Genomic DNA, 12,324 nt, shown 5'->3' on the forward strand with positions numbered 1-12,324 from the left:
CAACGTGCGTGGGTTCGGGCCTCCAGTAAGTGTTACCTTACCTTCACCCTGGACATGGGTAGATCACCTGGTTTCGGGTCTACGACCTCATACTTGATCGCCCTATTCAGACTCGCTTTCGCTGCGGCTCCGCCTCTTCAGCTTAACCTTGCATGAAATCGTAACTCGCCGGTTCATTCTACAAAAGGCACGCTATCACCCTGCATAAAGCATAGGGCTCTAACTACTTGTAGGCACACGGTTTCAGGTTCTCTTTCACTCCCCTTCCGGGGTGCTTTTCACCTTTCCCTCACGGTACTGGTTCACTATCGGTCACTAGGGAGTATTTAGCCTTGGGAGATGGTCCTCCCTGCTTCCGACGGGATTTCACGTGTCCCGCCGTACTCAGGATCCACTCTGGAGGGAACGAAGTTTCAACTACAGGGTTGTTACCTTCTTTGACGGGCCTTTCCAGACCTCTTCATTTACTCCGTTCCTTTGTAACTCCGTATAGAGTGTCCTACAACCCCAAGAGGCAAAGCCTCTTGGTTTGGGCTTCTTCCGTTTCGCTCGCCGCTACTCAGGAAATCGCAATTGCTTTCTCTTCCTCCGGGTACTTAGATGTTTCAGTTCCCGGGTCTGCCTTCCTTACTCTATGTATTCAAGTAAGGATACTACCCCATTACGGGCAGTGGGTTCCCCATTCGGAAATCTCGGATCAAAGCTCGCTTACAGCTCCCCGAAGCATATCGGTGTTAGTCCCGTCCTTCATCGGCTCCTAGTGCCAAGGCATTCACCGTGCGCCCTTACTAACTTAACCTACGGCCAATGATAAGCTTCGAATCTCTTCGTCAACTCACTCATTCGCATCCTCACGTATGTTTAATACGCTACGGTGCTCCTTCGCTCGTTTCCTCGATCTTCTCGCTTCTCCTTGCCCTTTCAATTTAAAAACTACTTAATGGATTCATCCATAAAGTGGCGATTCTCGGTTATTACTTGGTTACTTCTTATATTATCTAGTTTTCAAAGAACAAACATATCTATTGAAAGGATTAACCTTTCAAAACTGAACAAAACAGAAGACGTCTGAACCACGTAAGTGGTTTTCCATATTCCTTAGAAAGGAGGTGATCCAGCCGCACCTTCCGATACGGCTACCTTGTTACGACTTCACCCCAATCATCTGTCCCACCTTCGGCGGCTGGCTCCAAAGGTTACCTCACCGACTTCGGGTGTTACAAACTCTCGTGGTGTGACGGGCGGTGTGTACAAGGCCCGGGAACGTATTCACCGCGGCATGCTGATCCGCGATTACTAGCGATTCCGGCTTCATGTAGGCGAGTTGCAGCCTACAATCCGAACTGAGAATGGTTTTATGGGATTGGCTAAACCTCGCGGTCTTGCAGCCCTTTGTACCATCCATTGTAGCACGTGTGTAGCCCAGGTCATAAGGGGCATGATGATTTGACGTCATCCCCACCTTCCTCCGGTTTGTCACCGGCAGTCACCTTAGAGTGCCCAACTGAATGCTGGCAACTAAGGTCAAGGGTTGCGCTCGTTGCGGGACTTAACCCAACATCTCACGACACGAGCTGACGACAACCATGCACCACCTGTCACTCCTGTCCCCGAAGGGAAATCCCTATCTCTAGGGAGGTCAAGAGGATGTCAAGACCTGGTAAGGTTCTTCGCGTTGCTTCGAATTAAACCACATGCTCCACCGCTTGTGCGGGCCCCGTCAATTCCTTTGAGTTTCAGCCTTGCGGCCGTACTCCCCAGGCGGAGTGCTTAATGCGTTAGCTGCAGCACTAAAGGGCGGAAACCCTCTAACACTTAGCACTCATCGTTTACGGCGTGGACTACCAGGGTATCTAATCCTGTTCGCTCCCCACGCTTTCGCGCCTCAGCGTCAGTTACAGACCAGAGAGTCGCCTTCGCCACTGGTGTTCCTCCACATCTCTACGCATTTCACCGCTACACGTGGAATTCCACTCTCCTCTTCTGCACTCAAGTCTCCCAGTTTCCAATGGCCGCTTGCGGTTGAGCCGCAAGATTTCACATCAGACTTAAGAAACCGCCTGCGCGCGCTTTACGCCCAATAATTCCGGACAACGCTTGCCACCTACGTATTACCGCGGCTGCTGGCACGTAGTTAGCCGTGGCTTTCTGGTTAGGTACCGTCAAGGTACCGCCCTATTCGAACGATACTTGTTCTTCCCTAACAACAGAGTTTTACGATCCGAAAACCTTCATCACTCACGCGGCGTTGCTCCGTCAGACTTTCGTCCATTGCGGAAGATTCCCTACTGCTGCCTCCCGTAGGAGTCTGGGCCGTGTCTCAGTCCCAGTGTGGCCGATCACCCTCTCAAGTCGGCTACGCATCGTTGCCTTGGTGAGCCGTTACCTCACCAACTAGCTAATGCGCCGCGGGTCCATCTGTAAGTGATAGCCGGAGCCATCTTTCAATTCTCCTTCATGCGAAGAAAAAAGTTATCCGGTATTAGCCCCGGTTTCCCGGAGTTATCCCAGTCTTACAGGCAGGTTACCCACGTGTTACTCACCCGTCCGCCGCTAATCATCAGGGAGCAAGCTCCCATCAGATTCGCTCGACTTGCATGTATTAGGCACGCCGCCAGCGTTCGTCCTGAGCCAGGATCAAACTCTCCAAAAAGATGTTTGATGTAGCTCTTTATAAATAAAAGTAATTCATTGACGTTTCGTTTTGTTCAGTTTTCAAAGATCAATCTCTCGCCGTTTTTCTCAACAGCGACTTTATTATCATATCAAGTTATTTATTTTTTGTCAATAACTTTTTTTGTTTTTTTCGTCACTGCTAAGTTTTGTTGTTTAGCAGCGACGCTTATTAATATAACAAGTATTTCACTTCTCGTCAACAACTTTTTTAATATTTTACGATAATTTTTTCCCTACCTCATAATAGCGATGATAAATTCGTGGCCCCTTCGTTTCTACCTTTATTTCATTAATAAAATGTTTCTCCGTTAGAAACTCTAGTAAAATACCTAGATCCACCCCGTAATTTTCTAAATCAGGATTGCAGAGTAATTCATTAATGGTCCAGCGTTCCTTTTCTTGCATAACCCCAAGTAAATGTGAGGCATAGACCTTTGTTCTGGAGTGAATTAAAAATTCACTGGCTAAGAATAGGAGCTCTAGTCTTTTTTCAATTGATTCATCACTCGTGATTAATTCTTCATAGAGTTTAAAGATTTCTGGTTCGATTTGCTTCACCTGGTTCCATACAGTTATTTCCGGATGAAATCCGTTTTCGATCACCGCAAGTCTCGCCAAATGATGCAAAGCATGAACGACATGATTATAGGCATCAAGATATTGATCATTGTCAAAGAAGGCTTTGCCATCAATATATCTGCGAATAAGCTTCGCAAATTCTAAGCCCGCTTTTAATTTTCTTTCTGAGAAAGGAAAGTCTCTTAGTTCACCCTTTAGGTTGGCCATATATTCATTTCGATCAAATAATACTTTTCCATGTGTGATCCATTCAACAATTTTTCGATTGGATCCTAATAATAACCACTCTTTCAATTGATCCTCTCTTACAATATGAAGAGCAGCCTTTTTTTGTTCATAAATATAGTGTTTTATAAATACAGGAGTTTCTGCCTCTTTTACAATCATTAATAAAATCGCATCGAATGTATCTGTGACCGTACATTCATTTTGCCTTTTTTCTATAATAAGTACGGATAAGGTATTCGTTTGGCTTGCCCGTTCTTGATAAATGGGGCGAAGGATATCCTCCATAATTAAATTCCTCCAAAGTTTCTAGTAAGAATATTACTTCGACAATGATAATAAATTTCCTGCTAATTGAAAAGTTGTTTTTCAGATCGTCACAAACACATCTGAGCCTTATGTCCACTTTTCCATCATTTATGGTATATTACATCTAGGAGGTTCGACCATGGCTAAAAAATATTCAAATAAAATCAATAAGATACGCACATTTGCGTTAAGTCTCATATTCGTCGGATTTATTATTATGTACTTTGGAATCTTTTTCCGAACGCATCCTATCGTCATGACAATTTTCATGGTTTTAGGTTTATTAAGTATTATTGCCAGCACTGTCGTATACTTCTGGATAGGTATGTTATCAACGAAAGCGGTGCAAGTGGTTTGTCCAAACTGCAATAAACCGACTAAAATTCTCGGTCGAGTGGATATGTGTATGCACTGCCGCGAACCGCTCACCTTGGATCCTAATCTAGAAGGCAAAGATTTTGATGAAAATTACAATCGTAAGAAACCACAAAAGAACCAATCAAACTAAAAAAGAATTGTTCGATGATCCATCGAACAATTCTTTTTTAATGTACTTCTTTTTTCGAGCATTCTGGGCACGTGCCGTAGATTTCCATGCGATGATGACTCACCTTAAAACCAGTGACATGTGATGCAAGCTGCTCTACCTCGTCTAATCCAGGATAATGGAAGTCAACGATTTTTCCGCAATCTTCACAAATAATATGATAGTGACTAGTTGTGACAAAATCAAAGCGACTGGATGCATCCCCATATGTTAGTTCCTTTACAAGACCAACTTCACGGAATACACGTAAATTATTGTATACGGTAGCCACACTCATATTTGGAAATTTTCCTTCGAGTGCTTTATAAATGTCATCGGCTGTAGGATGTGACATGGATTGTATTAAATACTCCAATATCGCATGACGTTGAGGCGTGATACGAACTCCAGTTTCTTTCAAAGTTTCAATTGCTTCTTTGATTTGATGTTCAGACACCGTCATGCACCTCTTTTCTAATAGTAATTAAGTCATATGAAACCATTCAAAACGGTTTAGAATTGTACAGTTAACTGACAGTCCTTTTAATAGTTGGTTTTATGAAAGAAAAAATGAATGAGAATAAATACCTTTCCAAAAAGCCATCAACTATCAAAAAGGAGACATTCTTATTTTAAAATGTTTATAATTAGTTTACTAAGGAACAAGCATTTTTGTCAATCCATTCAATTGTTATAACCCTTGATGTAGAGTCATTTCTTCCTCTCCTAAACCATTATTTATATATCTTGCCGCAACAAATAATAAGTCGGAAAGGCGATTTAAATAAGCCAATACTAGTGGATTCGTCTGTTCTATTTCAACTGCACATCTTTCTGCTCTTCTGACGATCGTACGTGCACAATGCATGGCGGCACCGGCTGGATGTCCACCCGGAAGGATAAAGTTCTTTAATGGATCGAGGCTTGCATCCCATTTATCTATAGTATGCTCTAATTCTTGAATATCTTCATCCTTTAGCTTCCATTTCACTTCTTTACCTTCTGGTGTAGCAAGCTCTGCTCCAACATGAAAAATCGCCGTTTGAACCTTGTGAAATACTTCGATTACTTCATCCTTGCCAGGGAAAGTGGCATGTTTCAAATGACTGATGGCAAGGCCGATCATCGAATTGGCTTCATCACAGGTTCCGTATGCTTCCACCCGGATATCATTTTTCGGAATTCGCTGTCCATAGACAAGGGATGTCGTACCTTTATCACCAGATTTCGTGTAAATCCTCATTTTAGTATCCCCTTTCCGGATCGATAACATTAATAAATTCATGGTCGTTATTCATATATGTATGTAAATTTTTTCGAAATATTTCTAATGCGCGTGGTAAATAATTCATAGTTGTACTTGAGATATGTGGGGTAACTGTCACATTGCTCATTTTCCAAAATGGGTGACTCTTAGGTAATGGTTCCACCTCAAATACATCTAAATAGGCATGGCTTATTTCTTGATTGTTCAAGGCCGTCATTAATACCTCTTCTTGGACGACATCTCCCCGACCAATATTGATAAATACAGCAGATTGCTTCATGCTTTCGAAATCGCTTGGCTGATAAAAATGAATTGTTTCTTCCGTGCTTGGTAATATCGAAACGATGTAATCGACGCTACCAAGAATAGAGTGGATCGTTTCCAATGTGTACATCTCATCAAAATGATCGATGGCATTCCCACGACTATTCACACCAATAATCTTCATTCCAAAGGGCTTTGCCAAGCGAGCAATTTCTTGGCCAATCGCTCCGGCACCAACAATTAGCAGCGACTGTTCATGGATCTCTGTTAATGGGGTTTGCTTATCCCAAACAGCTTCCTTTTGATTTTCCCATAATCGTTGAAATCCCTTTGCATGGCTAAGAATGATCCCTAGCGTAAACTCCGCCATTGGTATTTTGTGAATTCCACGTGCATTTGTTACTAAAATATTTTTTTCTTTAATCGCTTTTAACGGCATTCTCTCTAATCCTGCTGAGGTGACCATAATCCATTTTAACTTCTCTGCTTGGTAAATATGCTCATCCACTAAGTCCTCACCATAGGTAACAATGACTTCTGCGCTTTTCATTTCCTGCTCCGCAAGTGTTACATTCTCATAAAAGCAGAACTGAACAGCTGGAAACGAGGCAACTAAATCGATTTTCAATTGTTCTAACGGTTCAAAGGTAAATACACACTTCATTCCATCCACCCCTTGATTTCACTCTTTTTTACAAGGCGAAAAGAGCTTTTATTTTTATCATATCATAATTATTTCTCCCTCTTACAGAGCAATAAAAAAGGACCGAATCACTCGGTCCAAGATCTATTTTTTCTGAGGAGGTATGCCCTAATATAAGGTATGTAAAATTGACTGCTTTGAATGGACAGTAGCCTTTACCAAGCAAAATAGGCTGACCCAATTATGCTAATTCAGTCTTAATATACGAAAGTGCATCCTCTACATGTCCTGCCACTTTCACCTTTCTCCATTCCTTCACTAGGATTCCTTCTTTATTAATAATAAATGTGGATCGTTCAATCCCCATATATTCTTTTCCGAAGTTTTTCTTTAGCTTCCATACATCATAGTCTTCAGCTACCTTGTGCTCACTATCCTCTAATAACAGAAAAGGAAGCCCATGCTTATCGATAAATTTTTGATGCTGGGTAACAGGGTCAGGACTGACACCTAAAATAACGGCATCAACATCGACAAAGCTTTCATGATGATCACGGAAATCACATGCCTCTGTTGTACACCCAGGTGTCATATCCTTTGGATAAAAATAAAGAACGACATGCTTTTTCCCGATAAAATCAGATAAACGAACGGTTTCGCCATTATTTGCTTTCAATGTAAAATCAGGTGCTTTATTTCCTATTTGTGTAGTCATTTAAATCCTCCTATTTTTTCGGGAGTTCATTCCCTTTCTTTCTTACAACCTTACCTAAAAATGATGAGATATCCAAATCATTTACTTCTTCCATTCACTATTATGCTCAAAATCAATGAAGGATTTGACGACAAAAGCAGCAGGGATCGTATAGCCAATCAATGCCTCTAAGATAACTAATAGTCTTCCGATTCCAACCGGGACAATATCTCCGTACCCAACGGAAAATAAAGTAATCGCACTCAAATACATTGCCGAGCCTAATTTTTCAATATAGCTCCCAGAAAATAAGGCGCCTTGTTCGACAATGACGTGAAACCCTTTTAGTTCAAGCAGCATAAATAGCAAGCCAAATCCAATCATAATGACACTATAGGTGTATCCTAAAAAGAGAAAGTTCTCAAAGGATACAAGCTTATATTTTAATTTCGAAGGAAAAAATAATGTCCGTAAGCTCATACTTATGCAGACGATCACTGCTATCATCAGTATATAGATCATACAAAGTCTCCTCAGCTTTTCATTCACATTTTAGCTTGTCATTCTATTCTACTCGGACACATTTCCTTATATGAAATCTTTATGCTGATTGGACACGCAAAAAAGAAGGTACTACAATAGATATGATGGATCGAAATTAGGAGGCAAGAAAAAAATGAACTTTTCACAATCAGAACGTTTACATACAGAAGCACTTGAGCACATCGTTGGTGGCGTAAATAGTCCCTCCCGCTCTTACAAAGCAGTCGGTGGTGGTTCACCCGTTGCGATGAAGCGTGCGCAGGGTGCTTATTTCTGGGATGTCGATGATAATAAGTATATTGACTATCTAGCTGCATATGGACCGATTATTACTGGTCATGCACACCCACATATTACAGAAGCAATTAAAACAGCCGCTGAAAATGGTGTATTATACGGGACACCTACCCCATTTGAAGTGAAATTTGCCAAAATGCTAAAAGAGGCGATGCCTGCACTCGATAAGGTTCGCTTTGTTAACTCTGGTACAGAGGCAGTCATGACAACCATCCGTGTGGCTCGTGCCTTCACTGGACGTGATAAAATCATCAAATTCGAAGGCTGTTATCATGGCCATTCTGACTTAGTGCTTGTTGCGGCAGGCTCTGGTCCTTCTCAATTAGGAATGCCAGATTCAGCAGGTGTGACTAAAAATATTGCGAAGGAAGTTATTACAGTTCCATTCAATGATATTGAGCCATTTAAGGAAGCCTTAAATAAATGGGGCAATGAAGTTGCAGCCGTACTAGTTGAACCAATTGTCGGCAACTTTGGGATTGTTGAGCCGAAGCCTGGATTTTTAGAGCAAGTCAATGAATTAACTCATGAAGCAGGAGCACTTGTCATTTATGATGAAGTCATCACAGCCTTCCGCTTCATGTATGGTGGAGCACAAAATTTATTAGGTGTTACACCAGACTTAACAGCTATGGGTAAAATCATTGGTGGTGGACTACCAATTGGTGCGTATGGCGGTAAAAAGGAAATTATGGAAAAGGTGGCTCCGCTTGGACCAGCGTATCAAGCAGGAACGATGGCTGGTAACCCAGCATCCATGTTAGCGGGAATTGCTTGTTTAGAAGTATTAAAACAAGAGGGCGTCTATGATGAATTAGATCGCTTAGGGGCAATTCTTGAAAAAGGCATTTTAGATGCTGCACAAAAACATCAAACACCGATTACGATTAACCGTTTAAAAGGTGCCTTAACAATTTATTTCACCACTGAAAAGGTGGAGAACTATAAACAAGCCGAAGCAACCGATGGTGAGATGTTCGCCAAATTCTTCAAGCTCATGCTTGAGCAAGGCATTAATCTAGCTCCATCAAAATATGAAGCATGGTTTATTACGACCGCACATACAGAGCAAGATATTCTAGAAACAATCAAAGCAGTTGACATTGCTTTTTCAAAATTGAACAACTAATCTTTTTCAGGGGTCTGACAATGGGGTCAGACCCCTTTCACTTTAAACACCCCTCTAAAAAAAAGATTTCCTCCTTCCGTACATTTTTCTCTTGATATTCTTTCTAGGACATTGTATATTACTAATTTGGTATTAATATGTTATCTTAATGAAAAGATATTTTACGAAAGGAATCATCACTGATATGAAGCTAGGTGCCCGCATTTTTAAAACGGGAATTGCCATCGTTTTGGCATTGTATATTGCAAAGCTGGTAGGAATGACTTCCCCTGTATTTGCAGGAATTGCTGCGATTTTCGCTATTAAACCGACCATCTATCGATCCTATTTATCGATTGTGGAGCAGGTACAAGGGAATGTCATCGGAGCTGTTGTTGCAGTTGCCTTCGGTTTAATTTTTGAAAACAATTATATTATCGTGGGGCTTGCAGCATTAATAACGATTATGATCATGTTGAGGCTAAAGCTTGAAAATAGTATTAGCTTAGGACTTGTGACCATGATTGTTATCCTTGAATCACCTGGTGAGCATTTTCTTGAGTTTGCATGGTTGCGCTTTGCAACGATTCTCATTGGAATTCTTTCGGCGTTTATTGTAAATTTAATTTTCTTACCGCCAAAATATGAAACAAAGCTCTTCCATCGCATGTCTAACTTAACAGAAGATATTTTTACACTGATTCGCTTAATATTAAGCCATGATTCAGAACATCATGTAATGAAAATAGAAATTGAAAAGATTAGAGATCGTTTAGTAAAGGTTAATCAGTTTTATACATTGTTTAATGAGGAAAGACGTTATTTTAAAAAGAGCACGCCTGAAAAGAAAAGAAAAACGGTTATTTATCGCCAGATGGTGACCGCATCACAGGATTGCTTTGATATTCTAAAATTACTGCATCGATATGAATATGATATTGTCAAGTTACCTGAAGAAATCCAAATTCAGCTTCATGAACGTCTGGATTTCTTAATAAATGAACACCAAAAATTATTATTCCAGTTTCTTGGAAAAGTAAAACAAAATGATCTGTACGATGAAGAAAATTTAAATACGTATCATGAGGATTTAATGAAGCTCTATATTAAAGAGATTGAAGATGAAAAACATGAATGTGATAATCAATCCTATCATTTTATGAGACTTCTCTCCGCCATGATGGACTACCAAGAACAATTAAAGCATCTCAGCATTTTAATCGATAGCTTTAAAAATTATCATAAAGAGGATAATGAAGTGTCGATTCAGGAAGAAGTTGAGGAGTAAAAGGAAAGGGAGGTTCAGCTGTTTATTGACAGCCGAGCCTCCCTTTTTTTGTACCATTATTTGAAGGTATACATTAAGAATCTAATTGTTGTACCTGGAATAGGTTAAAATAATGCCCTTGTTTTTCCATTAATTCTTCATGTGGACCAATCTCAACAATTTCCCCATGCTCAATGAGGACAATACGATCGGCATGGGTAATAGTGGACAGTCGATGGGCAACAATAAATGTCGTCCGATCCTTAGCCAGCTTTTCCAATGCCTCCTGAATTAAATGTTCACTTTCTAAATCCAGTGCAGATGTTGCTTCATCCAAAATTAATATAGGAGGGTTTTTCAAAAATACACGAGCAATCGCAATCCGCTGCTTCTGACCACCGGAAAGCTTCACTCCTCTTTCCCCAACCTTTGTGTCATATCCTTCTGGAAGATTCATGATAAACTCATGGGCATTTGCTGCTTTCGCTGCCTGTATGATCTCTTCCTCTGTTGCATCTGGCTTACCTAGTAAAATATTTAACCGAACCGATTCACTAAATAAAATATTATCCTGTAAGACCATCCCAATTTTATCGCGAAGGCTTCTTACTTTAAAATCGCGAATATCAGTGCCATCTAAAAGGATTTTCCCACTCGTTACGTCATAGAAACGGGGAATCAAACTGACTAATGAAGATTTACCTCCACCACTCATCCCGACTAACGCGATCGTTTCACCGGCACGAACATGTAATTGGATATCCTTAAGGACAGATAATTCCTTTTCATTATAAGCAAAGTTTACATGCTCAAATGAAATATCACCTTTAACATTTTTGCATTCAATCGCATCTGGCGCATCATCGATATCATATTTTTCATCCATTAATTCAAAGACGCGGTCCATTGAGGCAATAGATTGCGTTAATGTCGTACCAGAGTTCACTAATCGACGTAGTGGGCTATATAAACGATCGATATATGCAATGAATGCTGCCATTGTCCCAATCGATAAATTCCCATGGATCGCTTGATATCCTGCAAAACCAATGACAATTAATGGAGCAATATCTGTCAATGTGTTAACAACAGAAAATGCCTTCGCTGTCCATCGCGTATGCTGCAAGGCTTTATCGAGAAAATTCGAATTATGTACGCGAAAGCGTTCCTGCTCGGTATCTTCAATAGCAAAGCTTTTAATAACAGGCATTCCCTGCACCCGCTCATGTAAATACCCTTGCACTTCAGCAAGCGCTTGGGAGCGAACCCTTGTAAATTTGCGTAAATTGCCGAAGAAATATTTAACCGATATCGCATACAGTGGAAACACAATGAGCGAAACAATGGTTAACGGAACATCCATTGTAAACATTATCGAAACCGCAATGATGATCGTCGCCGCATCCAGCCATACATTCATTAAGCCGGTAATAACAAAGTCCTTTGTCTGCTCAACATCATTGATCACTCTGGAGATAACTTCCCCCGCACGCGTATTAGAGTAAAATTTAAAGCTCAATTTCTGTAAATGCGTAAATAAGCGATCCCGGATATCATATAAAATCTTGCTTGATGTCCATTGAGCAAAATACTGTCTGTAAAATTCAATCGGCGGCCGTAAAACCACAAACACACCTAACATAATCGACATCGTGATCAAAAGCTTCGACGTTTTCTCATCAACTGACAAATGCTGATTCGTCACAATATCATCAATCACATACTGAATAATAACGGGAATAAGCAGCGGAATCGCAAACTTTATCAAACCAATAATCAACGTCCCAATAATCTGACCCGTATACGGCTTAACAAACTTCATATATCTCTTTGTACTACTCATAAAATCCCCTCCCTTTCTGAAAAATCTCGCTGTGGGGGTCTGACCCCATTTATTAAAACCTAGAGGTAGTAAAGCTTGTCTTT

General features: G+C 40.7%; 10 protein-coding genes and 2 rRNA genes (1 of these 12 only partly in view). 3 read left to right on the forward strand and 9 right to left on the reverse strand.

What is annotated here, in order from left to right; translation table 11 throughout:
• The 3 genes from I5818_RS19665 to I5818_RS19675 all read right to left on the reverse strand — a co-directional run.
• A 23S ribosomal RNA gene (locus I5818_RS19665) occupies positions 1–799 on the reverse strand; it reaches 2,141 nt to the left of the window's first position.
• A gap of 303 nt (positions 800–1,102) precedes the next feature.
• Positions 1,103–2,653, reverse strand: a 16S ribosomal RNA gene (locus tag I5818_RS19670).
• Together the 16S and 23S rRNA genes form the textbook arrangement of a ribosomal RNA operon.
• 239 nt (positions 2,654–2,892) lie before the next feature.
• A complete protein-coding gene (locus tag I5818_RS19675; protein ID WP_071975345.1) occupies positions 2,893–3,768 on the reverse strand; it encodes a nucleotidyltransferase-like protein in 876 nt (291 codons plus the stop codon).
• Between the two features lie 160 nt (positions 3,769–3,928).
• On the opposite strand from I5818_RS19675, the gene I5818_RS19680 reads away from it, so the two are divergent.
• A complete protein-coding gene (locus I5818_RS19680) occupies positions 3,929–4,297 on the forward strand; it encodes a YgzB family protein (protein ID WP_071975347.1) in 369 nt (122 codons plus the stop codon).
• A gap of 37 nt (positions 4,298–4,334) precedes the next feature.
• Here I5818_RS19680 and perR read toward each other — a convergent pair whose 3' ends face one another.
• From perR to I5818_RS19705, 5 genes are all read right to left on the reverse strand, one after another.
• Positions 4,335–4,778: a peroxide-responsive transcriptional repressor PerR gene (perR, locus tag I5818_RS19685; RefSeq protein WP_058005653.1), complete on the reverse strand. Its 444-nt coding sequence runs from the start codon at positions 4,776–4,778 to the stop codon at positions 4,335–4,337.
• A gap of 228 nt (positions 4,779–5,006) precedes the next feature.
• Positions 5,007–5,558: a cob(I)yrinic acid a,c-diamide adenosyltransferase gene (locus I5818_RS19690; protein ID WP_071975349.1), complete on the reverse strand. Its 552-nt coding sequence runs from the start codon at positions 5,556–5,558 to the stop codon at positions 5,007–5,009.
• A gap of 1 nt (position 5,559) precedes the next feature.
• Entirely contained in the window at positions 5,560–6,510 is a 951-nt protein-coding gene (locus tag I5818_RS19695) for a D-2-hydroxyacid dehydrogenase (protein ID WP_071975350.1), read from the reverse strand.
• A 220-nt stretch (positions 6,511–6,730) separates the two neighbouring features.
• Positions 6,731–7,204: a thioredoxin-dependent thiol peroxidase gene (gene bcp / locus I5818_RS19700; protein WP_071975352.1), complete on the reverse strand. Its 474-nt coding sequence runs from the start codon at positions 7,202–7,204 to the stop codon at positions 6,731–6,733.
• Positions 7,205–7,285: 81 nt separating this feature from the next.
• Entirely contained in the window at positions 7,286–7,705 is a 420-nt protein-coding gene (locus I5818_RS19705) for a potassium channel family protein (RefSeq protein ID WP_071975354.1), read from the reverse strand.
• Positions 7,706–7,859: 154 nt separating this feature from the next.
• On the opposite strand from I5818_RS19705, the gene I5818_RS19710 reads away from it, so the two are divergent.
• Positions 7,860–9,152, forward strand: coding sequence for a glutamate-1-semialdehyde 2,1-aminomutase (locus I5818_RS19710; protein ID WP_071975356.1), 1,293 nt, complete (start codon positions 7,860–7,862; stop codon positions 9,150–9,152).
• 184 nt (positions 9,153–9,336) lie between these two features.
• The gene (locus I5818_RS19715) at positions 9,337–10,419 is read left to right on the forward strand and encodes an FUSC family protein (RefSeq protein ID WP_071975357.1); all 1,083 of its coding nucleotides are present in this window, start codon (positions 9,337–9,339) and stop codon (positions 10,417–10,419) included.
• A gap of 73 nt (positions 10,420–10,492) precedes the next feature.
• Here I5818_RS19715 and I5818_RS19720 read toward each other — a convergent pair whose 3' ends face one another.
• On the reverse strand, positions 10,493–12,241 hold the full coding sequence (locus I5818_RS19720) for an ABC transporter ATP-binding protein (protein ID WP_071975359.1): 1,749 nt from the start codon (positions 12,239–12,241) through the stop codon (positions 10,493–10,495).
• Between the last annotated feature and the right edge of the window lie 83 nt (positions 12,242–12,324).

The sequence above is a fragment of the Heyndrickxia oleronia genome (assembly GCF_017809215.1).
Classification (GTDB): domain Bacteria; phylum Bacillota; class Bacilli; order Bacillales; family Bacillaceae_C; genus Heyndrickxia; species Heyndrickxia oleronia.